Source organism: Alkalihalobacillus trypoxylicola, assembly GCF_001590785.1.
GTDB lineage: Bacteria > Bacillota > Bacilli > Bacillales > Bacillaceae_D > Alkalihalobacillus > Alkalihalobacillus trypoxylicola.
On sequence record NZ_LTAO01000034.1, the window covers coordinates 13937 to 39102 of the forward strand.

The 25166-nt window shown below is 38.0% G+C and carries 21 protein-coding genes; 20 read left to right on the plus strand and 1 reads right to left on the minus strand.

Annotation, left to right across the window (positions count from 1 at the left end; genetic code table 11):
- Positions 1-149: 149 nt before the first annotated feature.
- The 9 genes from purC to purD are packed head-to-tail and all read left to right on the plus strand — an operon-like array spanning position 150 to position 9914.
- Complete coding sequence (purC, locus tag AZF04_RS15505) at positions 150-872, plus strand: phosphoribosylaminoimidazolesuccinocarboxamide synthase (protein WP_061949513.1); 723 nt, start codon at positions 150-152, stop codon at positions 870-872.
- A complete protein-coding gene (gene purS, locus AZF04_RS15510; protein ID WP_045484884.1) occupies positions 860-1111 on the plus strand; it encodes a phosphoribosylformylglycinamidine synthase subunit PurS in 252 nt (83 codons plus the stop codon). Before purC ends, purS begins: the two co-directional genes overlap by 13 nt.
- Positions 1108-1791 (plus strand): phosphoribosylformylglycinamidine synthase subunit PurQ, encoded by a 684-nt coding sequence (purQ, locus tag AZF04_RS15515; RefSeq protein ID WP_061949514.1) that lies wholly within the window; start codon positions 1108-1110, stop codon positions 1789-1791. The genes purS and purQ overlap by 4 nt, the downstream gene beginning before the upstream one ends.
- Positions 1775-4000, plus strand: a complete 2226-nt coding sequence (gene purL / locus AZF04_RS15520) for a phosphoribosylformylglycinamidine synthase subunit PurL (RefSeq protein WP_061949515.1) — start codon at positions 1775-1777, stop codon at positions 3998-4000. The genes purQ and purL overlap by 17 nt, the downstream gene beginning before the upstream one ends.
- The gene (gene purF / locus AZF04_RS15525; protein ID WP_061949516.1) at positions 3976-5388 is read left to right on the plus strand and encodes an amidophosphoribosyltransferase; all 1413 of its coding nucleotides are present in this window, start codon (positions 3976-3978) and stop codon (positions 5386-5388) included. The genes purL and purF overlap by 25 nt, the downstream gene beginning before the upstream one ends.
- A 33-nt stretch (positions 5389-5421) precedes the next feature.
- Positions 5422-6459 carry a phosphoribosylformylglycinamidine cyclo-ligase gene (gene purM, locus AZF04_RS15530; protein ID WP_061949517.1) on the plus strand — a complete coding sequence of 346 codons (1038 nt, stop codon included), beginning with the start codon at positions 5422-5424 and terminating at the stop codon, positions 6457-6459.
- Complete coding sequence (gene purN / locus AZF04_RS15535) at positions 6456-7046, plus strand: phosphoribosylglycinamide formyltransferase (RefSeq protein ID WP_061949518.1); 591 nt, start codon at positions 6456-6458, stop codon at positions 7044-7046. The genes purM and purN overlap by 4 nt, the downstream gene beginning before the upstream one ends.
- Positions 7039-8574: a bifunctional phosphoribosylaminoimidazolecarboxamide formyltransferase/IMP cyclohydrolase gene (gene purH / locus AZF04_RS15540; protein ID WP_061949519.1), complete on the plus strand. Its 1536-nt coding sequence runs from the start codon at positions 7039-7041 to the stop codon at positions 8572-8574. The genes purN and purH overlap by 8 nt, the downstream gene beginning before the upstream one ends.
- 59 nt (positions 8575-8633) lie before the next feature.
- Positions 8634-9914: a phosphoribosylamine--glycine ligase gene (gene purD / locus AZF04_RS15545; protein WP_061949520.1), complete on the plus strand. Its 1281-nt coding sequence runs from the start codon at positions 8634-8636 to the stop codon at positions 9912-9914.
- Between the two features lie 102 nt (positions 9915-10016).
- Here the strand turns inward: purD and AZF04_RS15550 are convergent, their stop codons facing one another.
- Positions 10017-10259 (minus strand): YgaP family membrane protein, encoded by a 243-nt coding sequence (locus AZF04_RS15550; protein WP_061949521.1) that lies wholly within the window; start codon positions 10257-10259, stop codon positions 10017-10019.
- 197 nt (positions 10260-10456) lie between these two features.
- Between AZF04_RS15550 and AZF04_RS15555 the strand changes: the two genes are divergently transcribed.
- The 11 genes from AZF04_RS15555 (at position 10457) to AZF04_RS15605 (ending at position 24770) form a co-directional block, all read left to right on the plus strand.
- Entirely contained in the window at positions 10457-12196 is a 1740-nt protein-coding gene (locus tag AZF04_RS15555; protein WP_045484857.1) for an adenine deaminase C-terminal domain-containing protein, read from the plus strand.
- 76 nt (positions 12197-12272) lie between these two features.
- The gene (locus AZF04_RS15560; RefSeq protein WP_061949522.1) at positions 12273-13295 is read left to right on the plus strand and encodes a DUF3048 domain-containing protein; all 1023 of its coding nucleotides are present in this window, start codon (positions 12273-12275) and stop codon (positions 13293-13295) included.
- A gap of 25 nt (positions 13296-13320) precedes the next feature.
- Complete coding sequence (locus AZF04_RS15565) at positions 13321-13635, plus strand: YerC/YecD family TrpR-related protein (RefSeq protein WP_045484850.1); 315 nt, start codon at positions 13321-13323, stop codon at positions 13633-13635.
- Between the two features lie 415 nt (positions 13636-14050).
- Positions 14051-14377 carry a nucleoside triphosphate pyrophosphohydrolase gene (locus tag AZF04_RS15570; RefSeq protein ID WP_061949523.1) on the plus strand — a complete coding sequence of 109 codons (327 nt, stop codon included), beginning with the start codon at positions 14051-14053 and terminating at the stop codon, positions 14375-14377.
- A gap of 108 nt (positions 14378-14485) precedes the next feature.
- Positions 14486-16231: an adenine deaminase gene (gene ade, locus AZF04_RS15575; protein ID WP_061949524.1), complete on the plus strand. Its 1746-nt coding sequence runs from the start codon at positions 14486-14488 to the stop codon at positions 16229-16231.
- Between the two features lie 130 nt (positions 16232-16361).
- Positions 16362-16682 (plus strand): YbjQ family protein, encoded by a 321-nt coding sequence (locus AZF04_RS15580; protein WP_061949525.1) that lies wholly within the window; start codon positions 16362-16364, stop codon positions 16680-16682.
- A 122-nt stretch (positions 16683-16804) separates the two neighbouring features.
- A complete protein-coding gene (locus AZF04_RS15585) occupies positions 16805-17380 on the plus strand; it encodes a nitroreductase family protein (protein ID WP_082795360.1) in 576 nt (191 codons plus the stop codon).
- 1090 nt (positions 17381-18470) lie between these two features.
- The gene (gene pcrB / locus AZF04_RS15590; RefSeq protein WP_061949526.1) at positions 18471-19163 is read left to right on the plus strand and encodes a heptaprenylglyceryl phosphate synthase; all 693 of its coding nucleotides are present in this window, start codon (positions 18471-18473) and stop codon (positions 19161-19163) included.
- A gap of 135 nt (positions 19164-19298) precedes the next feature.
- Positions 19299-21518: a DNA helicase PcrA gene (gene pcrA, locus AZF04_RS15595; RefSeq protein ID WP_061949527.1), complete on the plus strand. Its 2220-nt coding sequence runs from the start codon at positions 19299-19301 to the stop codon at positions 21516-21518.
- A gap of 15 nt (positions 21519-21533) precedes the next feature.
- Positions 21534-23552 carry an NAD-dependent DNA ligase LigA gene (gene ligA / locus AZF04_RS15600; protein WP_061949528.1) on the plus strand — a complete coding sequence of 673 codons (2019 nt, stop codon included), beginning with the start codon at positions 21534-21536 and terminating at the stop codon, positions 23550-23552.
- Positions 23553-23579: 27 nt separating this feature from the next.
- Positions 23580-24770, plus strand: a complete 1191-nt coding sequence (locus AZF04_RS15605) for a CamS family sex pheromone protein (RefSeq protein WP_235600008.1) — start codon at positions 23580-23582, stop codon at positions 24768-24770.
- Positions 24771-25166 lie beyond the last annotated feature (396 nt).

A 25166-nucleotide genomic window follows, 5' to 3' on the forward strand; every position in this document is an offset into this window, starting at 1 on the left:
CCTTGGGAAAGCATCTATCTAAAGTGAAATCAAAAAACCTAATCGTTCGATTTTCATTATAAGATATGAATGATGAAATTGATTTAACTACTAAAGAATTTTTAACAGGTTGGATAACGTCAAATCATTGTAATGAGCGGAGGTTCATAATGGAAAAACAACAGCTCCTATATGAAGGAAAAGCGAAAAGAATATATGCAACAGATGATACGGATGTCCTTTGGGTTGTCTATAAAGATGATGCGACAGCTTTTAATGGAGAAAAGAAAGATGTATTAGAAGGAAAAGCTAGACTAAATAATGAGATTTCCTCTCTAATATTCTCTCAGCTGTCTGAAGAAGGAATGAATAGTCACTTTATTAAAAGACTTTCAGAGACAGAACAGCTCGTTCAAAAGGTTGAGATAGTTCCACTTGAAGTAGTAGTCCGCAATATTGTCGCAGGAAGTATGGCAAAGAGATTAGGAATAGAAGAAGGAACACCACTTTCCAAGCCGATTGTTGAATTCTATTACAAGGACGATGAGTTGGGAGATCCACTTATAACTGAAGAACATATAGATTTGTTGCAAGCAGCTAGTGAAGAAGAGGTTTCTCAGTTAAAGATTATGGCTTCATCTGTTAATACGCATCTATTAACGTTATTTTCAAAGATTGATATCCGCCTAGTAGATTTTAAGCTTGAATTCGGTCGAACAAAGGATGGGCAATTGTTATTAGCAGATGAAATTTCCCCTGATACTTGTCGGCTTTGGGACCAGCATACAAATGAACGGTTTGATAAAGATTTATTTAGACGAAATATTGGGAATTTACAAGCAGGTTATCAAGAAATTTTAACTCGTTTAGGAGGCCAATCATGTTCAAAGTAAAGGTATACGTAACATTAAGACAAAGTGTATTAGATCCACAAGGGGTAGCGGTGAAACATTCTTTACACACGATGAACTATAATGAAGTGGAAGAAGTAAGAATTGGTAAATATTTAGAATTACAAGTAAAAAGCACAGAAAACCTAGAGCAAAGAGTGAAAGAAATGTGTGAAAAGTTACTCGCTAATACAGTGATTGAAGATTATCGCTTCGAAATTGAGGAGGTTGTGCCATCATGAAATTTGCGGTAATCGTTTTTCCTGGTTCAAATTGTGACTCAGACATGTATCACGCAATTAAGGATGGATTAGGAGCCGATGTCGAATATGTGTGGCATGACGAAACATCATTAGATGGTTTTGACGGTATTCTATTACCAGGTGGCTTCTCGTATGGTGATTATTTGCGCTCTGGTGCTATTGCGCGTTTTTCTAAAATTATGGGTGCAGTCATAGAAGCGGCTCAAGCTGGTAAGCCTGTTTTAGGAGTATGTAATGGATTCCAAATTTTATTAGAAGCAGGTCTGTTACCAGGGGCGATGAAACGAAATGAAGGGCTAAAATTCATTTGCCGACCAGTTGATTTAAAGGTTGAAAATACAAATACACTATTTACAAGCTCATATGAAGAAGGGGAAAAGATTACGATTCCTGTTGCTCATGGTGAGGGAAATTATGAGTGTGATGAAACGATTCTATCAGAGTTAGAAGAAAATAAACAAGTGGTCTTTCGTTATGTAGACTCTATTAATGGCTCTAGAAACCAAATTGCTGGAATTACTAACAAGCAAGGCAATGTACTGGGTATGATGCCACATCCAGAGCGTGCAGTAGAATCCTTGCTCGGAAGTGAAGACGGACTTAAATTATTTCAATCGATTTTACGAAATTGGAGGGAATCTCATGTTACAACAGCTTGAGCCAACATCAGTGCAAGTAAAGGCCGATAAACTATATCAAGAAATGGGTTTAACAGATGAAGAATTTGCACTTGTAGAATCCATTCTTGGACGCACACCTAATTATACGGAAACAGGTATTTTTTCAGTGATGTGGTCAGAACACTGTAGTTACAAGAATTCGAAGGTTCTCTTAAAAAAATTCCCTGTTGATGGTGAAAAGGTATTACAAGGTCCAGGAGAAGGAGCAGGTATTATTGACATAGGCGATGAACAAGCCGTTGTTTTTAAAATAGAAAGTCATAATCATCCTTCTGCAATCGAGCCTTACCAAGGTGCTGCCACAGGTGTTGGAGGAATACTTCGTGATGTATTCTCCATGGGAGCTCGTCCAATTTCGATTTTAAACTCTTTACGTTTTGGAGAATTAACCTCTCCTAAAGTTCGTTATCTTTTTGAAGAAGTTGTAGCAGGAATTGCTGGATACGGCAATTGTGTAGGGGTTCCAACAGTAGGTGGAGAAATTCAATTTGATCCGTGCTACGACGGAAATCCATTAGTAAATGCGATGTGTGTAGGATTAATAGACCATAAAGATATTCAAAAGGGTCAGGCAAAAGGTGTAGGAAATACGGTTATGTACGTAGGAGCAAGTACAGGTCGAGATGGAATACATGGAGCCACCTTCGCTTCGGAGGAATTAAGCGAAGGCTCAGAAGCGAAACGACCAGCTGTTCAAGTAGGCGATCCATTTATGGAAAAGCTCCTATTAGAAGCCTGTTTAGAGCTTGTGCATTGTGATTCTTTAATAGGGATTCAGGATATGGGTGCTGCTGGCTTAACTTCCTCATCAGCTGAAATGGCAAGTAAAGCAGGTTCTGGAATTGAAATGAATTTGGACCTCATTCCACAAAGGGAAACGGGGATGACTCCATACGAAATGATGTTATCCGAATCCCAAGAAAGAATGCTTTTAGTTGTAAAAAAAGGGGAAGAAGATGAAATTAAAAAAATCGTAGAGCGCTGGGGACTTTTATGGGCTGAGGTTGGTCATGTAACCGATGATAAGCACCTTCGTTTACTTCATAAAGGAGAACTTGTTGCTAATATTCCAGTAGATGCTCTTGCAGAGGATGCACCTGTCTATCATAAGCCATCTAAAGTTCCAGCTTATTATGAAACATTTCAACAATTAGAGCAAAAGTTGCCGGTTGTGGATGATTATAAAGAAACCTTATTGCAATTATTAGCTCAGCCTACCATTGCAAGCAAAGAGTGGGTGTATGATCAATACGATTATATGGTTCAAACAAATACGGTCGTTAGTCCAGGGTCTGATGCAGCTGTCGTTCGAATTCGAGGAACGGAAAAATCGTTGGCTATGACTACTGACTGTAACTCACGCTATCTATACTTAGATCCAGAAGTGGGTGGTCAAATAGCTGTGGCGGAAGCTGCTCGTAATATTGTGTGTTCCGGTGGAGTACCTCTTGGTGTAACGGATTGTTTAAATTACGGAAGTCCTGATAAGCCCGAAATTTTTTGGCAATTAGAAAAATCGACTGATGGTATGAGTGAAGCTTGCCGTGAGTTAGAAACACCGGTTATTGGGGGGAATGTTTCTTTATACAATGAAACGAATGGAGAAGCGATTTATCCAACTCCTGTAATTGGGATGGTAGGTTTAATTGAAAAACAAGAGCATATTACGACTCAAGCATTTAAAGATTCAGGCGATCTGATTTATTTAATAGGTGATACTAAAGCAGAATTTGCTGGTAGTGAGCTACAAAAGCTTCTCGAAGGCAAAATTTCAGGGAAAGCACCAGAATTAAATTTAAAAGTAGAAAAAGAAAGACAAAAACAATTATTACAAGCGATCCAAGCTGGTTTAGTGGCTTCAGCCCATGATGTAAGTGAAGGTGGGATTAGCGTAGCTTTAGCTGAATGTATGACATCAGGAAATGTAGGAGCCAAAGTCTCTTTAACAGGAGAAGCGGTTACGAACTTATTTAGTGAGAGTCAGTCACGCTTTATTGTGACGGTAAAAAATGAGAATCGCCAATCATTTGAAAATATCATTCAAGCAACGTTAATTGGTGAAGTAACAAGTACTCCAAAACTTGAGATAACGGATAATCAAGGGAAGGCATTATTAGAAGCAACTCAGGATGAAATCGTAAAAGCTTGGAAAGGAGCTATTCCATGTTTGCTGAAATCAAAGGCTTAAATGAAGAGTGTGGAGTTTTTGGAATATGGGGGCATAAGGATGCTGCGCAAATTACGTATTATGGTCTTCATAGCCTTCAGCACAGAGGACAAGAAGGTGCCGGAATAGTCGTTTCTAACGGAGAGCAATTAAAAATTCATAAAGGCTTAGGTTTATTAAATGAAGTGTTTCAGCCAGATACATTTCAGGATTTACAAGGTACCTCTGCCATTGGGCATGTTCGTTATGCAACAGCAGGAGGAGGCGGTTTAGTCAATGTACAACCGCTTCTCTTTCGCTCACAAACGGGAGGATTGGCCATTGCTCATAATGGAAACCTTGTAAATGCTAACAATTTAAAGAATCAATTAGAAGCACAGGGAAGTATTTTTCAATCTACATCAGATACTGAGGTATTAGCGCATCTTATTAAACGAAGTGGTTTTTATGCACTTGAAGAGCAGCTCAGGAATTCATTAGCCATGCTAAAGGGAGCCTACGCCTTTACGATCATGAATGAAAAACAATTAATGGTTGCTTTAGATCCTAACGGTCTGCGTCCTCTTTCTATTGGACGCTTAGGTGATGCTTATGTAGTAGCCTCTGAAACTTGTGCTTTTGATGTTATTGGAGCGACCTATGAAAGAGAGGTCGAGCCAGGTGAGTTAGTAATTATTGATGAGCATGGACTTCGTTCTACGAGATTTGTTCATAAAACGAATCGTGCCATTTGTAGTATGGAATACGTTTATTTTGCAAGACCTGATAGTAATGTAGACGAAATTAACGTTCATACGGCTAGAAAGAATTTGGGGAAACAGCTAGCTTTAGAATCCCCTATAGAAGCAGATGTAGTGACTGGGGTGCCGGATTCAAGTATCTCGGCTGCTATTGGATATGCCGAGCAGACAGGACTTCCGTATGAACTCGGTTTGATTAAAAATCGCTACGTGGGCAGAACATTTATTCAGCCTTCACAAGAGTTAAGAGAGCAGGGCGTTAAAATGAAGCTCTCAGCCGTTCGTGGTGTGGTAGAAGGCAAAAGAGTCGTCATGATCGATGATAGTATCGTTAGAGGGACAACGAGTAGAAGAATTGTTAACATGCTTAGAGAAGCGGGAGCTCTTGAGGTACATGTTCGGATTAGCTCTCCTCCTATTAAAAACCCGTGCTTTTATGGAATTGATACTTCTACGACAGAGGAATTAATTGCTTCCAATCACTCAATTGAAGAGATGAGAGATATAATGGGTGCGGACTCATTATCATTTTTATCGACAGAAGGCTTAATGAAGGGAATAGGGCGCTCAGATTCTGAGCCTAATTGTGGGCAGTGCTTAGCTTGTTTTACTGGACAGTATCCAACAGAAATTTATTCAGATACATTACATCCGCACGCCAAAGCATAAATAAATTAGTAATCACTTTAGGAGGCAATCCAAATGTCAGAAGCTTATAAAAAAGCTGGGGTTGATATAGAGGCTGGCTACGAAGCCGTAAATCGTATGAAAAGTCATGTGGAAAGAACAAACCGCTTAGGTGTGGTAGGTGGGCTAGGTGGATTTGGAGGACTATTTGATTTATCTCAATTAAATTTGAAGGAGCCTATGCTAGTTTCAGGTACAGATGGTGTTGGAACAAAATTAATGCTCGCATTTCTAATGGATAAGCATGACACTATTGGGATTGATGCTGTTGCCATGTGTGTGAATGACATTGTCGTTCAAGGAGCAGAACCTTTATACCTTCTAGACTACTTAGCTTGCGGAAAAGCGATTCCGGAAAGAATCGAGGCGATCGTCAAAGGATTCGCTGATGGCTGCGAGCAAGCAGGATGTGCATTAATTGGTGGAGAAACAGCAGAAATGCCAGGAATGTATGATATTGATGAATATGATTTGGCTGGTTTTGCAGTAGGAGCCGTCGAGAAGCAGGAATTAATTACAGGAGAAAAGATATCAGAAGGCGATGTTGTAATAGGATTAGCATCAAGTGGTTTGCATAGTAACGGATTTTCTTTAGTACGCAAGATTTTACTTGAAGATGCTCAGTTATCATTACAGGATAAGCTTCCTGATTTAGAAAAACCTTTAGGTGAAGAGCTTTTAACACCGACCAAAATATATGTAAAGTCTATCCTATCATTACTTAAAAAATATACAGTTCATGGAATTTCACATATAACGGGTGGAGGCTTTTATGAAAATCTACCAAGAATGCTTACAAGAGATTTAGGAATCCGTATTAAACAGCATGCTTGGCCAGTGCCTAAAATATTCTCCATTCTTCAAGAGTATGGAAAACTAACCGAAAAAGAGCTTTTTTCTACATTTAATATGGGGATCGGAATGGCAGTTGTTGTTCCAAAAGAGGAAAAAGATGAGGTTGTGCAACAATTAAATGAGCTTGGCGAAAAAGCCTATGTAATTGGTGAAATTGTCAAAGGTGAAGGTGTAATCATAGGGGGCATTGACGAATGAAATTAGCTATCTTTGCTTCTGGTAGTGGATCGAATGCGGAAGCCATTATCCAATCCATTAAAGTAGGAGAGCTTGATGCAGAAGCTGCGCTAATTATTTGTGACAAGCCCCATGCTAAAGTGTTTGAACGTGCTGAAAGACTCGGTATTCCATGTGTACTTTTTCAACCAAAGACCTATTCTTCAAAACAAAAATATGAAGAAGAAATTATTTCTCTATTAAGAAGAGAGCAAATTGATTTTATTGTATTAGCTGGTTATATGCGTTTAATTGGATCGACTATGCTAGGGGAATACGAAGGGAAAATAGTTAATATCCACCCTTCACTTCTACCAGCATTTCCGGGATTGGATGCAATCGGACAAGCTTTTGATGCAAAAGTGAAAGAAACAGGTGTAACGATTCATTATGTAGATGAAGGCATGGATACTGGACCGATTGTAGCTCAGGAAACCGTTTCAATTGACTACAATGAAACGAGAGAAACATTAACGAAAAAAATCCAGCAGGTGGAGCATCGACTCTATCCTAAAACACTGCAAAAAATTTTTTCTGAACGCAAGGTAGGGGGAGAGACAAATGAGTAAACGTCGAGCATTAGTAAGTGTATCTGATAAAGAAGGAATTCTTGAATTCGTGAGAGATTTAGTGGAATTAGACTTCGAAGTAGTGTCCACTGGGGGAACGAAACGTGCGATTGAAAATGCAGGCATCCCAGTTACCGGGATATCAGAAGTAACGGGTTTTCCAGAGATTTTAGATGGTCGTGTTAAAACGCTTCACCCGAATATTCATGGTGGTTTACTTGCAATGAGAGATAAAAAAGAGCATATAGACCAAATAGAAGAGCACGATATTGCTCCGATAGATGTCGTGTGTGTAAATCTTTATCCTTTTCAGCAAACGATTGAAAATCCACAATCGACCTTTGCTGATGCTATTGAAAATATTGATATTGGCGGGCCTAGCATGCTTCGCTCTGCTGCCAAAAATCATGCACATGTTACCGTTGTCGTTGATCCCTCTGATTATCAGAAAGTGGTTGCAGAGTTAAAAACAGGAGATACAACTTTAGAAACGAGAAAAAGACTAGCTGCAAAGGTGTATCGTCATACTGCTAGCTATGATGCTTTAATTGCAGAATATTTAACAGCAGCAGTAGGTGAGGAAAATCCTGAAACATTAACGGTTACCTACAATAAAAAACAAGATTTAAGATATGGAGAAAATCCACATCAACAGGCAGTATTTTATGAAAAGCCGATTAGTGATAACCATTCGATAGCGAAGGCTGAACAGATTCATGGAAAAGAGCTTTCTTATAATAATATAAAAGATGCTGATGCGGCACTAGCGATCGTGAAAGAATTTGAATGCCCGACAGCAGTTGCTGTTAAGCATATGAATCCTTGTGGCGTTGGTACTGGTCAAAGTATAGAGGCTGCCTTTGATGCTGCATACGAGGCGGATCCTGTTTCAATTTTTGGTGGAATTATTGCTTTAAATAGAGAGGTAGACAAAGAGACTGCTTTGAAAATGAAGGAGATTTTCTTAGAAGTGATTATTGCTCCTGCTTTTAATGAGGAAGCTTTAGAGGTATTAACAACAAAGAAAAATCTTCGCTTATTAAAAATTGCCTGGAAAAACCAAGCTCAACCTGAAAGGATGCTAACTTCAATTCACGGAGGGCTATTAGTACAGGGAGAGGATCGTTTTCATTTAGATGATGCCACTATTACGGTTCCAACTGAAAGAAAGCCAAGTGAATCAGAGTGGACAGCCCTAAAGTTAGCTTGGAATGTAGTGAAGCATGTAAAATCTAATGCGATCGTTTTGACTAATGAAGAAATGACAGTTGGGATCGGTGCAGGTCAAATGAACCGAGTCGGAGCAGCCAAAATTGCAATTGAGCAAGCAGGTGAGCGTTCCAACGGTGCTGTGTTAGGCTCTGATGCCTTTTTCCCTATGGGTGATACAGTAGAGGAAGCTGGGAAAGCTGGCGTTAAGGCCATTATTCAGCCAGGAGGCTCTATTAAAGATGAGGATTCAATAAAAATGGCTAATAAGTATGGTATCGCGATGGTATTTACAGGAGTTCGTCACTTTAAGCATTAAGCACAATCATCACCTATTTTATTGTGCGGATAAAGAGAAAGCTAGAGGGAGGAAATTTCATGAAAGTTCTAGTAGTGGGGAGCGGCGGAAGAGAGCATACGATTGCTTGGAAATTTTCTAAAAGTCAAAATGTTTCTCAAGTGTTTGTAGCTCCTGGTAATGCAGGTATGTCAGATGTTGCGACAATGATTAACATTGCCGAGAATGACCATCCGAAAATGATTGAGTGGGCAAAGCAAGAAGAGATAGACTTAGTTTTTGTTGGTCCAGAGGTTCCGCTTTTAGCTGGATTAGTCGATGATTTTAAGGCTGCTGGAATGGTTGCTTTTGGTCCATCGAAAAAAGCCGCTTTATTAGAAGGTAGTAAAACATTTGCTAAAGAGATCATGCAAAAATATCATATTCCAACAGGTGCTTACGCTACTTTTACTCGATATGACGAAGCGGTCAACTATGTTAAAAAACAAGGTGCACCAATCGTTATAAAAGCAGATGGATTAGCAGCAGGCAAAGGCGTGGTTGTGGCAATGACAGAGGAAGAAGCATTACATGCATTGTCTTCCATGCTATTAGATCATTCCTTTGGTCAAGCGAGTGAGCAAGTAGTAATAGAAGAGTATTTAGAAGGAGAAGAGCTGTCCTTAATGGCCTTTGTCCATGAAGATATTGTTATCCCAATGGTAGGCGCACAGGATCATAAGCGTGCCTTTGATGGAGATAACGGTCCCAATACTGGAGGAATGGGTGCTTACTCCCCTGTACCACAATTCGATGAAAGTGATGTTGCTCGAGCCGTCGATGAGATTTTACAGCCAATGGCGCAAGCAATGATTAACGAAGATCGTCCTTTTACAGGAATCTTATATGCAGGCTTAATGATGACTGCTGAAGGACCTAAGGTTATTGAGTTTAATGTACGGTTTGGAGATCCTGAGACTCAGGTGGTTTTACCAAGATTAGAATCAGATTTATTTGATTTATTACTCTCTTTATTAAAAGGAGAGAAGCCGGAATTAAAGTGGTCAGAAGAAGCCGTACTAGGCATAGTCATGGCTAGTAAAGGTTACCCAAACACTTATGAAAAAGGGATAGAAATTAGGAATTTAGAAAGTGTAGAAGAACCACATTTAGTTTTCCATGCTGGTACAAAAAGAAGTAACAATGATTGGCACACAAACGGGGGAAGAGTCCTTCTAGTAGCCTCAAAAGGTAAAACAATAGAAGATGCCCAAGCTGCTGCCTATAGCCAAGTAAAGCTTATTCAGTCAGAAGGTTTATTTTATCGAAATGATATTGGCCAAAAAGCTATTGAAGTAACAACCTCCTCACAAAATAAGTAATTTTCTGTTACACAATTGTAAAGAGGTTTTTGGTTGATTTTCCAGAATAAAACAGCATGATTATTCATATGAATAGTCATGCTGTTTTTCTATGGTTTTATTTTAGCTGGGATTAAACTCATTGTTTGGGTTGATATCGGCTTGAGAGTTTCGTTTTTCGGCTATATAAATAATTGGACAAAATTTTGTAATACCTTCAGCTACCTTCATAGCACCTATAAGGCTTGAAAGTAAAGGAAATCCTTTTGAGTGTTTAGAACATCCTTTTGAGACTGACCAAGTCAAAATAACCAGACCTATAGTAATGCGAATCAAAGCATCTACGATTCCGACATTTTGTTTCATACTCGTTCATTCACCCCCTACAAAGCATCATTATGTAAACGCTTAACAACTATATGTAACAAGTTTTTTCTTGTGATAATGTTACGAAATGATGACTTTTTAAAAATTGTGTTAAAACATGTTACATATTAGTTAGAGTTTTGTCTATTATGTGTTACGATATAAAAAACCGATTGTAGAAATGAGTGATTTGTACTATGGCAGAGAGATTGTATCGATGGACGAAAAAAAAGCTAAGACATCAGCTCGCTGTTGTTCGTGGTGAACAAGCACCTTCACTTGTTTTAAAGAATGCAACTTATTTAAATCAAGCTCGTCAGAAATGGCTTAAGGCTAATATATGGATTTCTAAAGATACCATTGTTTATGTAGGTAAGGAAATGCCACCTACTTTACATGATGCTGAGGTTATAGATTGTAGCAATCGTTTTATTGTACCTGGATATATAGAACACCATGCTCATCCATTTCAGTTATATAATCCCCAGAGCTTTTCAAAGTATGCATCTTTAACAGGAACAACTACATTCATCAATGATAATTTATTATTTTTAATGGCACTTGAAAAAAAGAAAGCGCTTTCTCTTATAAATAAACTGGATGAAACGCCTATTTCCATGTACTGGTGGTGCCGGTATGATACGCAAACAGAATTAAATAATCATGAAACGATTTCTAATTCGAAAATGAAAGAGTGGCTGGAGCACCATTTAGTTTTACAGGGTGGAGAGTTAACCTCTTGGCCAAAAGTATTAAATGGTGATGATGCTATCCTTCATTGGATTCAGGAAACGAAAAGACTTGGTAAACCAATAGAAGGACATTTCCCTGGAGCCTCTGAGAAAACGTTAACACAGATGGCTCTTGTTGGAGTCACAGCGGACCACGAAGCAATGACAGGAGAAGAAGCCTTAAAAAGAATAGATTTAGGTTACTATACTTCTTTGAGACATTCTTCAATAAGACCGGATTTAGGTAAGATGATTACAGAATTAAAAGAGTTAGGTCTTGATACCTTTGATCGTTGTTTGATGACGACCGATGGCTCTCCGCCTTCTTTTTACGAACCAGGGGTTATGAATCATTTAATTAAAATTGCTATTGAGCACGGAATACCACCTATTGATGCCTATCATATGGCTAGCTTTAATGTAGCCAAATATTATCATTTAGAAAGCAAGCAAGGCATGATTGCTCCTGGAAGATTGGCTAATTTAAACTTCCTGGATTCAATTGAAAACCCAAATCCTATTTCAGTTCTGTCAAAAGGGCAGTGGATCGTTAGAGAAGGTCAAAGCTATCCTGAAGATGAAAGCTTTCCTTGGTCTGACTATGGGGTGGAGCCTTTAAATATTCAATGGGAGCTTAAAGAGGATGAGTTACATTTTTCAATGCCAATGGGAATTGAAATGGTGAACTCTGTTATTTTAAAGCCTTACCATATTTCGATTGATGCGACTGTTACGGAATTAAGCGATGAACACGATGAATGCTTTTTTGCCTTAATCGACAGACATGGTAAATGGCAAATTACGACGATGATTAAACGCTTTGCTCATAAAATATCAGGGCTTGCAAGCTCGTATTCAAATACGGGTGATATTATTTTAATTGGAAAGAACATTTCTGACATGGTTTGCGCCTTTAATCAAATGAAATTACAAGGTGGAGGGATTACTCTAGCTGAAGGCGGAGAAATCATTGGTAATATAGAATTACCTTTATTAGGGATGATGTCTGATAAACCTATGGAAGTCATCATGGAGCAAGAAAAAAAATTAGTAGCTTTATTACGCGACCGTGGTTATAAGCATGATGATCCTATTTATAGTTTATTATTCTTCTCTTCTACTCATTTACCTTATATACGTGTTACTCAAAAAGGGATTTATGACGTGAAAAAGAAAACGGTACTTTTCCCGTCTATTATGAGGTAAAATAAAAAAGTCACCTTTAATACTATGAATGGTTAAAGTTATGCAAATTAAATAAAGAAGGTTGTGGAATTTTGCAATGAAATATTGGTTAATGTTCGTAGTCACTTTGTTACTCATTAGTGGATGTAGCAATGCTGATGATTCCGTTGAAGATGATCCAAATAATCAAGAGCCAGAAGCAGAAGAACCTGAACCAGAGCCGGAAGTACCACTCATTCACCCTTTAACAGGATTAGAAACAGATGAAATTAATGAAAACCGTGTCATATCAGCTATTATTAATAATTCGCCGGCAGCAAGGCCACAGTCCGGGTTATTGGAAGCAGATATTGTCTATGAAATATTAGCAGAGTATGAGGTTACACGCTTTGTCGCTTTATACCAAAGTGAATTACCGGAGCGGATAGGACCTATTCGAAGTGCTCGTCCATATTTTGTTGAACTTGCTGATGGATACGACTCGTTGCTCGTTGTGCATGGCTGGAGTCCAGATGCAGAGATTATGCTCACAAATGGGGATATCGATTATTTAAACGGTCTATTTTATGACGGAACTTTATTCCAACGATCTACTGATCGAAAAGCACCACATAATTCCTATTTACCTGTAGAGAATCTCTATAAAGGAATAGAAGATATAAATGTCGAATTAAATAAGCATGTAGAACCTTTAAATTTTTTAGCAGATATTGAAGAAACATCAATAGAAGGCGAAGAAGCCTTAGATATAACTGTAAATTATTTAGGTCTACATGATGTTTTTTATCGCTATGATGAACTTTCGCGGAAATATCACCGATTCAATGATGAACAGACGGTCGATTATGAGACGGGAGAAGCGATTGAACTTGATAATATTTTTATCGTTGCCGCCGATCACCGAGTGCTAGATGATAGTGGACGGAGAGAGGTTAATTTAACTTCAGGTGGCGATGCTGTACTGATTCATAGTGGAGTTGCTCAGAAGGTTGAATGGAGAAATGAGCAAGGAAGAATATTGCCATACAAAGATGGTGAAATTCTCCCCTTTAAAAAAGGACAAACCTGGATAAATATTATCCCTTCAACTCCTGGCATAGAGGAAAGTGTGAATTACTAACGGTGGTAAGAAAGGATGGACAAGAGTGCAAATTAATAAATTAAGAGGGAAAGAGCTTGACCAATTGTTTAAAGCTATACTATCTTTGAAAGATTTAGAAGAATGCTATGAGTTTTTTGATGATTTATGTACCATTAATGAAATACAATCTTTAGCTCAACGCCTTGAGGTAGCTCGCATGCTTCAAAATGGATTTACCTACCACAAGATTGAAACCGAAACAGGAGCTAGTACGGCTACTATTTCAAGGGTGAAGAGATGTCTTAATTACGGTAACGATGGCTATAAAATGACACTTGATCGCGTGTATGAAGGTGAAGTGGAAACAGCTGAAGAATAGAATTAAGCTTCAAGCTTTATTATTAAACAAAGGACATTTTGAGGATTCATTCTCAAATGTCCTTTTTATTGATGAAAATTCTGTTACTTAAAAAGCAGGATAACAAAAGTACATACAGAATTTTTTATAAATAAAGTGAAATTCATAATGGCTCTATAAGTAAGAACAATTATTATAAAAATGTCTTGAACGTTTTTTAATTTATTTGTTGATTGTAACGGTAGGTAGTGACTCCCAAAGGATGAGGCAGTGTGAAGATCGACTCTTACGACGCTCTGCAAAGTCAGAGTTAGCTGAAGACAAGCCCTTGGGAACGCATATACCTAAAGTGAAAAATCGGTTTTCATTATAAGATATGAATGATGAAATTGATTCAATAACATACGATAAAAAATCATGTTGAAGGAGGGGAAGTATGCCGGTATATAACAAGCTGGTTCGAGATCGGATACCAGAAATTATTGAAAAAACAGGAGCTAATTGCCTTATTCGTTACATGGAGGATAATGAATACAAAAAAGAATTGAAAAGAAAGCTTCATGAAGAGCTAGAGGAATATAAAGAGGCAAAAAACGATGCAGATGCGCTGGAGGAGCTTGCTGATATGCTTGAAATCATCCATGCCCTTGCTATTTCTCATGGTGTAAGCTTTGAGGAATTAGATGAAATAAGGCTAGAGAAAGCTGAAAAAAGAGGCGGATTTTTGGATAAAATTTTTTTAATAGAAGTCAAAAATGAATAAAAGAATCAGAATAAACCGTCTTCAGCTGATTTTCTTACATTTATACTGCAATTTGCAATCATTCATACTACAATAGGAAAAATACGTGAAAATAGGCGGGTGGTTGAGATGATTTCTAAGGAAAGCTTAAGAAGGCAAATTGCAGTAGCGGCTAAGAAAGAGGAAGCAGACTTAATTTTAAAGAATGGAAAAATAGTTGATGTCTTTAATCTCACCATTTATGAAGCGGATGTAGCGATAGCGGATGGATATATAGTCGGGATAGGCTCGTATGAGAAAGCGAAAGAAATCATCTCTTTAAATGGTCAATTTATAAGTCCCTCATTTATAGACGGACATGTTCACATAGAATCTGCAATGGTTACTCCGGAGGAATTTGCTAAGGCTGTGCTTCCACATGGAGTTACGACGGTGATAGCCGATCCGCATGAAATCGCAAACGTAGGAGGAATAGAAGCCGTTCGATATATGGTAGCCGCCTCTAAACATTTACCATTGGATATAAAGATGATGGCATCTTCCTGTGTACCTGCCACTTCCCTCGAAAATAATGGTGCTAAGCTAACAGCAGAGGAAATTAAGTTACTATTTTCAAATAAAGAGGTGTACGGATTAGGTGAAGTTATGGACTATCCTGCTGTTCTTTCTGGAGATGAAGAAATGCTTGAAAAGTTAATTTCAGCAAGAGATCATCATGCTGGAATCGATGGACATGGAGCTGGATTAGATGAAATAGGCTTAAATACTTATATGACAGCCGGCATTCGAAATGACCATGAAGCTGTATCAGCAGAAGAAGGACTTTCAAGACTAAGAAGAGGAATGTACTTATTAATGAGGGAAGGGACAGCTGCCAAGGATTTAGAAGCGCTATTGCCTGTCTTAACTTCAGTAAACAGCAGAAGAGCTGTATTAGCCACAGATGATAAACACCTTGATGAATTAATAGAACTTGGAAGTATAGATGCTAGTATTCGAAAAGCTATTACATTAGGAATTAACCCATTACAAGCCATACAAATGGGGAGTCTTAATGCTGCAGAGTGCTTTCAGTTAAAGGACAAAGGAGCGATTGCTCCTGGTTATGTGGCAGATTTTTTAATCATCAGTGATTTAAACATGCTAAGTATCGATGAAGTTTTTGTAAAAGGGAAACAAGTAGCTCAATCTGGTAAACTGACGCAACGCATAAGAGAAGCTGTGACTCCTCCGAGTTTTTTAACGGAGAGCATAAAGATGGCTCCTTTAAGAGTAGATTCATTAGACCTAACTATTGAAAATAGTAACAAAGCTAATATTATATCAGCGAAGCCAGGCTCCATTATTACAGAGCATTTAATAGAAGAGGTTGAAGTAAAGAATGGACTTTTTCAGCCGTCAGTTAAAGAAAATCAATTAAAGATGGTAGTAGTAGAACGTCATAACGCTTTAGGTAATGTTGGGGTTGGAATTTTAAAAGGGATACCCTTAACAGAGGGAGCGATTGTTTCGACCGTTGCACATGATTCACATAATATAGTGGCTTGTGGAGTCGACGATACAAGTCTAATGATAGCGATTAACCATGTTGCCGAAATAGGTGGGGGTATCGCAGTCGTTAAAGGGAAGCAGATTATAGCCTCTCTACCTCTTCCGTTGGCTGGTTTGATGTCTTTAAATTCCTATGACTCTGTTATACAATCACTAAAAAAGCTTGAGCGAGGTTTGCAAACGATTGGATTTAAGGAAGCTTGGAATCCTTTTATTACGCTATCCTTTTTAGCGCTACCCGTTATACCAACATTAAAGCTAACTGATACTGGCCTTTTTGATGTACAGAGCTTCAAGCATATATCTGTCGAAGTAGTGGAATAATGAATTTTTATCTAAATGAGCAAGTGTAAATGCCTCCATTTTTAAATATTGAAACCTATTAAGAAAGCAGAACGTAAATGAAGATAAGGTTAGCAAAGCATTCATTACACTAGACCAGGAGGCAGGAATAATGATAATAGTGACAACAAATGAAGTGAATTCTTATGAAGTAAAGAAGGTTTTAGGTCTTGTAAAAGGTTCTACTGTGCAAACGAAGCATATTGGAAGGGATTTTGCAGCTGGATTAAAAAGTGTCGTTGGAGGAGAAATAAGAGGCTACAGTGAGATGATGGAAGAGGCTAGAGAGATTGCGATTAAAAGAATGAAGGCTGAGGCTGAAAAATTGGGGGCAAATGCCATCATAGGTTTTAGGCTACAATCGTCAATGGTCATGCAATCTGCTTCTGAAATTATCGCTTATGGAACAGCTGTTGTGATTGAAACAGAATAATAAAATGGCAGATACCACCTATTCTATTCGTTCAAGCTTGATGTTACGAATAAGGAACGATATACTATCATTGAAAATGATTATCATTATTTGTATAATCGACTAATAAGGTGGTGTTCTCCATGTTGGATATGCAAGAAAGAAAAACTCAATCGATTTCAGATATTATTCGTGAGCGTCGAAGCATTCGCGATTTTAAACCAGATCCAATAGATAAAGATGTGATTGTTTCGTTATTAAATGATGCAGTCTACGCTCCTAATCACGGGAAGAGAGAGCCGTGGCGTTTTATATTATTTGAAGGAGAAGGTAAAAAAACCTTTGCTGAAGCGGTTATTGATACGTATTCTCCTGAACAACGGGAAAAGAAAGCAACTGATATGGCTGCGTACTATCAAAATATTCCGTATCATTTGATTGTCGTAATGCCTGAAGATCCAAGGCAGAAGAAGTGGGAGGAAGATATTTGTGCTACTTCAGCGCTCATTCAAAACTTTCAACTACTAGCCTGGGAAAAGGAAATTGGTGTATGCTGGAAAACAAATTTATATAGTTTAGAGCCATCCTTTAGAGAAAAAGTGGGTGTAGAACCCGGAGAGAAAATCGTTGGCGTTCTGCATATTGGTTATTTCGAAAAAATCCCTAAAGCTAAAAAACGGACTTTAGTAGAAGAAAAACTTGTAACAATAAATGAATAATGTTCGTTATTAAAAAAACAGGAGCGTAAATAGAAACGCTCCTGTTTTTTATTTGGCATATTGTACGAATGAAAAAGGTGATTGAATTTTATGAATGATAGTTGTTTCAAATTGCATCCATCTCTTTATATATTACTTATAAAATGAATAATAAAGTTGTTTACCTCTTATTGAATGAACGCATCTGTTCGTTTAAGTGTAACTCTTCAAAATTACTTGATATTATATAGGTGAAACCGAACGGCTTGGTGTTTGATTTTCACTATAGGTAGATGCTTTCCCAAGGGCTTGTCTTCAGCTAACTCCGACTACGCAGGGCTTCGTCAGAGTGGATCTTCAGACTGCGCTCATCCTTTGGGAGTCACTACCTGCCGTTACAATCAACGAGTTAATTCACCAAGGTTCTTCTCTTAATGAAAACAAATCAATGAGGTTTAGATTTTCACTATAGGTAGATGCTTTCCCAAGGGCTTGTCTTCAGCTAACTCTGACTACGCAGAGCTTTGTCAGAGTGGATCTTCAGACTGCGCTGATCCTTCGGGAGTCACTACCTACCGTTACAATCAAAAAGTAAATTTGAAGATATTCATCTTATAATGAAAACGGAGCGGGTTAACAGCAAGCATTACATGGTTTGTATACATCCACAGATAAAATACCTCGCTCCCAAGATAAGCATATTGTTAAGTAATTAAATTGAAAGAGAGCGATTCCTGGCGGAGCAGGCCGTTCAGAACATTCACTTAGGTGATGCAATATAACGAACGAAAGAGCCTATGTAAAAGATAAGCATGTTAGAAAAGAGACCATCTTTAGTGAACATCTTAAAGCTTCAATGGTTCTGCTTTTATGACCAGTTTTAAATGATTAATGGACTCAAATAAAGAATGACAGCTGATAAATAAAAAAGCATTTAAAAAATGTTAAAGGATTGACGATTTCCCCGCTGTTATTTCTACAATTTGGTCACAGTATTCCAACTTCAAACCGACGACAAGGACGATTATCTTTGATATAATGACGAACAGAATAAAGTCTTTTAAGTAAGACGAAAATGAGATGGAATTGAGATGGAAGTAGGAGATGAATCATGCTAGAGTATCAAGAGTGGCGTCATGTATTCAAATTAGATCCGAATAAAACTTTAACGGATCAGCAAATAGAAGCCATATGTGAATCGGGAACGGATGCTATTATTATAGGAGGTACAGACGGTGTAACATTAGATAATACCTTGCAATTAATGGCGAAAGTAAGGAGATATGCCCTTTCCTGTGCTTTAGAAATCTCTAACACAGAATCTATAACTCCTGGCTGTGATTATTTCTTTGTGCCTTCTGTTATGAATAGTCAGAAGGTAGACTGGGTGTTGGGTAGACATCAGCAGGCTATTAAAGAATACGGAGCGATTATGAACTGGAAAGAGGTTATTGTAGAGGGCTATTGTGTGCTTAATCCTGATTCAAAAGTAGCCAAGCTCACCGATTCCAAGACAGATTTAGAGGAAGATGATATTATCGCTTATGCTCGTATGGCTGAACATCTGTATCACTTTCCTATTTTTTATTTAGAATACAGTGGCATGTATGGTGACCCAAATATAGTGAGGCAAGTATCTGCTGTTTTAGATGATACGAAGCTTTTTTATGGTGGGGGAATTTCTAATCAAGAGCAAGCTAGTCAGATGGCTGCTTATGCAGATACCATTGTTGTTGGCAATTTAATCTATGAGAATTTTGAAGAAGCGCTAAAGACCGTTTCTGCTGTAAAAGGAGCCCTTTAATAGAAGGTTTTTCAGTTAGGTTTTCATGTTTTTATAAAATGAGAGTAAAGCAGAATGGTAACATTGAGATTTCATTGAAAATAAATAGGACATGTCTTATGATAAGTGTAGAACAAATGTTTGGTGGTGGAGAAGATGCAAGAACGAATCATTGAAAAGCTTTTATCTGGTCTAAATCCAGAGCAAAAAAAGGCAGTAAAGCATACAGAAGGTCCTCTATTATTAATGGCAGGAGCGGGAAGTGGAAAAACGCGAGTTCTCACGCATAGAATCGCTTATTTACTGAGAGAGAAAGAGATCGCACCTTGGAACGTTCTTGCGATAACCTTTACGAATAAGGCAGCGCGTGAGATGAAGGAGCGAGTTGCTAAGCTGGTAGGGCCAATAGCAGAAGATATATGGATTTCTACCTTTCACTCGATGTGCGTTCGAATTTTACGTCGAGATATTGACCGCATAGGGTATAGCCGAAACTTTACTATTTTAGATTCTGCTGATCAACTATCAGTCATTAAGCAAATCTTAAAGGAAAAAAATCTCGACACGAAAAAATTTGAGCCGAGAGCTATTTTGGGGATTATAAGTAGCAGTAAAAATGAATTGATGAAACCAAAGGAATTGACAGCAAAAGCTACTCAATTTTTTGAACAGACAGCTGCTGAGGTTTATGAGGAATATCAAAAAAGACTTAAAAGTAATAATGCTTTAGATTTTGATGATTTAATTATGAAAACCATTGAACTTTTCAAACTCGTACCTGAAGTTTTGGAATTTTATCAGCGTAAATTTCAGTACATTTTAGTAGATGAGTATCAAGATACGAACCGTGCTCAATATATGCTTGTAAACATGATTAGCGATCGCTATAAAAATTTATGTGTAGTCGGAGATTCTGATCAATCTATCTATCGTTGGCGTGGTGCTGATATAGGGAATATTCTTTCGTTTGAAGAGGATTATCCTAATGCGTCTGTTATTTTGTTAGAACAAAATTATCGTTCTACCAAAACAATATTAGAAGCAGCTAATCATGTCATCAATAATAACGGAAATCGGAAACCGAAAAACTTATGGACTGAAAATGATCAAGGTCAAAAGATTCACTATTTTTCTGCAGGAACTGAGCAGGAAGAAGCTCAATTTGTCGTCGAAAAAATACGTGAAGCAGTAAGAGAAGATGAGTACCAATATTCTGATATGGCCGTTCTTTACCGAACGAATGCGCAATCACGTGTGATCGAGGAATTTTTTGTGAAATCCAATATTGATTATAATATTGTTGGTGGAACAAAATTCTACGACCGAAAAGAAATAAAGGATGTTCTAGCTTACTTGAGGTTAATTTCTAATCCAGATGATGATATAAGCTTGCGAAGAATTATAAATGTTCCAAAAAGAGGAATAGGCGCAACGACAGTCGATAAGATTGCTACTTATGCGATTCAAAATGGATTATCTATTTTCTCTGCTTTACAAGAAATAGAAGAGACAGGAATTACGGCTAGAGCTATTTCTAAATTAAAAGAATTTCGTGACCAGCTTGGACACTGGATTCAAATGCAGGACTATTTATCGGTAAGTGAATTAGTTGAGGATTTGCTTAAACGCACAGGATATCGTGATATGCTTAAAAATGAGCAATCGATTGAAGCGCAGAGCCGTTTAGAAAATATTGATGAATTTACGACGGTTACTCAGGAATTTGAAAAACACTCTGAAGATAAATCGTTAGTAGCCTTTTTAACGGATTTAGCACTAGTTGCTGATATTGATCGACTAGATGAAGATGGCGAAGGAGAAAAGAAAAAGGATGCACTTACTTTAATGACTCTTCACTCTGCCAAAGGCTTAGAGTTTCCTGTCGTGTTTCTAATTGGAATGGAAGAAGGAGTTTTTCCTCATAGTCGTTCATTGTTTGAAGAAGATGAAATGGAAGAAGAGCGTCGTTTAGCCTATGTTGGAATTACAAGGGCAGAGAAGCTCCTGTATTTAACAAATGCTCGTATAAGAATGATGTTTGGACGAACGAACACGAACCCTCCTTCTAGGTTCATTGCTGAAGTACCCGAAAATTGTTTAGAGTCTTTACATGAACAGCAAGCCCAGCAAAGCCCGTCTTGGATGAACCCTTCAAAGCCGATAGTGAAGCAAAGAGCTCGACCACAAATAGCACAAACCGGTGGAGATCAGTTTGTATGGAATGTTGGGGATAAGGCTAATCATAAGAAATGGGGAGTGGGTACAGTTGTTAGCATGAGAGGCGAAGGAGATGCTTTAGAGCTTGATATCGCTTTTTCTCAGCCCACAGGAATAAAGCGTTTATTTGCAAAATTTGCCCCGATAACGAAGCCATAAGAAAGGACGAAGGCAATGGAAAAACAAGAAGCAAATCAAAAGGTCGAAGAGCTTCGTGAACGTTTAAATGATTACGGCTATTCTTACTATGTATTAGATGAGCCTCAAATAACGGATGCAGAATATGACCAGCTGCTGCATCAGCTTATTGCTTTAGAGGAGCAATTTCCTGAATTGATTACCGAGGATTCGCCAACGGTTCGAATAGGAGGAGAACCTCTTCCATATTTTGAAAAAGTAGAGCATCGTTCTCCAATGCTTAGTTTAGGAAATGCATTTAATGAGCAGGATTTACGAGATTTTGATCGCCGAATTCGCCAGCAAGTTGGAGATGATATTGCTTATTGTTGTGAGTTGAAAATAGATGGTTTAGCCGTTTCTCTTACTTATGAAAATGGTCGTTTTGTGAGAGGAGCTACAAGAGGTGACGGTACAATAGGTGAGGATATTACGAGTAATTTAAGAACGATCTCTTCCATTCCACTCCGTTTAAAAAAGCAGGTTACATTAGAAGTGCGTGGAGAAGCCTATATGCCAAAAGATTCTTTTGAAAAACTGAATCAGGCCCGTGAAGCAGAGGGAGAAGAGAAGTTTGCGAACCCAAGAAATGCTGCTGCGGGTTCACTACGCCAGCTGAACCCTAAAATTGCCGCAAAGCGTCATTTATCGATGTTTTGTTATTCGTTAGGCTATCTAGAAAATGATGACCTAGATTCACATCATCAAGCCCTAGAGCTACTAAAAGATCTAGGCTTTAAAATGAACCAGGAAACCGAATATTGCCAAAGTATTGATGAGGTTATTTCATTTGTTAATAGCTGGATTGATAAACGCGCAGGCCTATCCTATGAAATAGATGGGATTGTTATTAAGTTAGATTCAATTGAGCAGCAGGAGCAATTAGGGTTTACCGCTAAAAGTCCTCGCTGGGCTATTGCTTATAAATTTCCAGCCGAAGAAGTAGTAACGACGTTAAGAGAAATCGAGCTGAATGTAGGGAGAACAGGGGTTGTTACACCGACAGCGATATTAGACCCTGTAGTAGTAGCTGGTACAACAGTTAAACGAGCTTCTCTTCATAATGAAGATTTAATCCGAGAAAAGGATTTGAAGCTAGGAGATACTGTTGTTATCAAAAAAGCTGGTGATATCATACCAGAGGTTGTAAATGTTCTTGTAGATAGAAGAACGGGAGAAGAAAAAGATTTTAAGATGCCGACTCATTGCCCTGAGTGCGATAGTGATCTCGTTCGCTTAGAGGGGGAAGTAGCACTACGGTGTATGAACCCTCAGTGTGCTGCGCAGATTAGAGAAGGATTTATTCATTTTGTGTCTAGGAATGCGATGAATATTGAAGGGTTAGGTGAAAGGGTGGTAGCTCAGCTCTTTTTGCATCATCTCATTCGGACATTTGCCGACTTATATCGTTTAAATCGTGACGAGTTGCTACAGCTAGAACGAATGGGTGAGAAATCAGTCGACAACTTACTTAAAGCGATTGAAGCATCAAAGAATAATTCTTTAGAGCGTTTGTTGTTTGGACTTGGAATTCGTTTTGTAGGAGCTAAAGCAGCTAAAACATTAGCCGCATATTATGAGACCTTAGAGAATTTGCAAAGTGCTAATAAAGAAGATTTATTAGCAGTCGATGAAATTGGAGAAAAAATGGCCGACTCGATTATTACCTTTTTTGAGCAGGAAGAAGTGATAGAGTTAATCGAGGCTTTAAGAAGTCTTGGTGTTAATATGAAGTATAAAGGTCCATCCACCCAATCAGAAGCCGTGCTAACAGAAAGTCCTTTTAATGGGAAAACGATTGTTCTAACTGGGAAATTAGAGCAACTAACAAGAAATGAAGCAAAAGAAAAGATTGAAGCACTAGGTGGTAAGATAACAGGTAGTGTTAGTAAAAAAACTGATTTGGTCATTGCAGGGGAAGAAGCAGGGTCTAAACTGACAAAAGCTCAAGAATTGGAAATTACTGTCTGGAACGAACAAAGGCTGGTAGAGGCCTTATCTGATATAGAAAGTTAGGTAAGACATAGAAGGGAGGGAGTAAAGGTGAGAGGAGCAGTCATTAAAGGAATACTTATAAGCGGATCACTTTTATTTATGCTTACAGGCTGTATTCCGATTTTGCAGGACGCACCAGAGGAAACAGATGTGAATGACGAGGTTAATGAAGAACAGGATGTTGCCGTTATACCACCAATTTCTACAGTAGATGATTTTTATCAGAGTGTTCTTTATGATGGAAGCTATCTACACGGGTCAACGAGAGGCTATGGACCTGATATGGTGTATAATCGATTAGATTTAGATCACCTAGAAGTTGGGCTAACACGAGTAGCGACTGAGTACTTTGATAATAATCGATATTTTTTCCGTGAAGGGCAGTTTGTAACAAGAACCGAGCTTAACAATTGGTTAAGAAGATATGATGAAGACGACAATCCATTAGGCTTGAATCCAGCTCTTGCTGGTGGAGAAGATAAAGATATGAAAGAAAGAGAGGAAGAAGCTCCTCGATTTTTATCGCATATTTTAGAGCATAACTATCTTGTTGAAAATGATAATGGAAACTTTGAGGTTGGTGGTATCGTCATCGGCATTTCTTTAAATGATACATATCACTTTAGTATTGATACCGATGAGGGTAGATATTTATATGATGTTGCTCTTGAGCATAGTCAAGCCTTGGCGCAAGGAAAAGAAGCAGCAGAGCTTATTGTTTCTCGCTTAAGAGATTCAAGTAAGGAAGAAGGGGCCTTTAATGATATACCTATTATTGTGGCACTTTTTCAAGAAGAAGCTCGCTCTTCAGCTATCCCAGGCTCCTTTGTAGCTCATGCTGTAGCTGAACCAAATGAAGGACTGTCAAGGTGGCAGGATATTAATGAACAGTATTATCTCTTCCCGTCATCTGCTGCCAATTCGGATGTCCGAAATGATGCTGATCAATTTAATAGCTTTAAAGAAGAAATTCAAAACTTCTTCGAAAATTTCGTCGGTGTTCATGGGAGAGGCTTTTATAATAACAATAAGCTTCAAGAGTTAACGATCGAAATTCCATTGCAGTATCAGGGTAAAACGGAGATTGTGGCACTAACTCAATTTGCTGCCTCAGAAATCAAGCAAAGATATGACGATTCACTCAAAGTGAATGTGTATATACATTCTGTTGGTGGTCAACAAGAGGCTGTTATTATTCGTAATCCGAATGAAGAACCATTTATACATGTATATCAATAATCGTTAAAAATACTAACAAGAGGAATCAAGCTATTTTTGCATAATGATTCCTCTTTTCTATGGTGAGGTGACTGAGCGCTCATTTCGGAAAAAAATGACAGAAAAAATAGGATTATAAAAGAGTTGAAAGGGTTTCTTTTAACAAAGTAAAACGTTGAAGTGATAAGGATTTTTGAGAGAAATATGTATATAAAGGTTCTATCAAAAGAAATGTCGACAATTTCTAAAATATCTTAAAAAACATATTTATTATTCTAGTCTTTCATGGTATATTAAAAACGTTTGCTACGTTAGACATCAGAAGTCTGATCTCTTGCTTTCGTTAAAGCAATACATATCTACGGTTTTATTCATTTTGGAGAATTATATATAGTAGTTTATATGCCAATAGCTCTA

Bases quoted from the DNA above. Each gene is read 5' to 3' on its own strand.
- purC (WP_061949513.1), top strand. From the start codon at position 150: ATGGAAAAACAACAGCTCCTATATGAAGGAAAAGCGAAAAGAATATAT.
- purS (WP_045484884.1), top strand. From the start codon at position 860: ATGTTCAAAGTAAAGGTATACGTAACATTAAGACAAAGTGTATTAGAT.
- purQ (WP_061949514.1), top strand. From the start codon at position 1,108: ATGAAATTTGCGGTAATCGTTTTTCCTGGTTCAAATTGTGACTCAGAC.
- purL (WP_061949515.1), top strand. From the start codon at position 1,775: ATGTTACAACAGCTTGAGCCAACATCAGTGCAAGTAAAGGCCGATAAA.
- purF (WP_061949516.1), top strand. From the start codon at position 3,976: ATGTTTGCTGAAATCAAAGGCTTAAATGAAGAGTGTGGAGTTTTTGGA.
- purM (WP_061949517.1), top strand. From the start codon at position 5,422: ATGTCAGAAGCTTATAAAAAAGCTGGGGTTGATATAGAGGCTGGCTAC.
- purN (WP_061949518.1), top strand. From the start codon at position 6,456: ATGAAATTAGCTATCTTTGCTTCTGGTAGTGGATCGAATGCGGAAGCC.
- purH (WP_061949519.1), top strand. From the start codon at position 7,039: ATGAGTAAACGTCGAGCATTAGTAAGTGTATCTGATAAAGAAGGAATT.
- purD (WP_061949520.1), top strand. From the start codon at position 8,634: ATGAAAGTTCTAGTAGTGGGGAGCGGCGGAAGAGAGCATACGATTGCT.
- AZF04_RS15550 (WP_061949521.1), bottom strand. From the start codon at position 10,259: ATGAAACAAAATGTCGGAATCGTAGATGCTTTGATTCGCATTACTATA.
- AZF04_RS15555 (WP_045484857.1), top strand. From the start codon at position 10,457: ATGGCAGAGAGATTGTATCGATGGACGAAAAAAAAGCTAAGACATCAG.
- AZF04_RS15560 (WP_061949522.1), top strand. From the start codon at position 12,273: ATGAAATATTGGTTAATGTTCGTAGTCACTTTGTTACTCATTAGTGGA.
- AZF04_RS15570 (WP_061949523.1), top strand. From the start codon at position 14,051: ATGCCGGTATATAACAAGCTGGTTCGAGATCGGATACCAGAAATTATT.
- ade (WP_061949524.1), top strand. From the start codon at position 14,486: ATGATTTCTAAGGAAAGCTTAAGAAGGCAAATTGCAGTAGCGGCTAAG.
- AZF04_RS15580 (WP_061949525.1), top strand. From the start codon at position 16,362: ATGATAATAGTGACAACAAATGAAGTGAATTCTTATGAAGTAAAGAAG.
- AZF04_RS15585 (WP_082795360.1), top strand. From the start codon at position 16,805: ATGTTGGATATGCAAGAAAGAAAAACTCAATCGATTTCAGATATTATT.
- pcrB (WP_061949526.1), top strand. From the start codon at position 18,471: ATGCTAGAGTATCAAGAGTGGCGTCATGTATTCAAATTAGATCCGAAT.
- pcrA (WP_061949527.1), top strand. From the start codon at position 19,299: ATGCAAGAACGAATCATTGAAAAGCTTTTATCTGGTCTAAATCCAGAG.
- ligA (WP_061949528.1), top strand. From the start codon at position 21,534: ATGGAAAAACAAGAAGCAAATCAAAAGGTCGAAGAGCTTCGTGAACGT.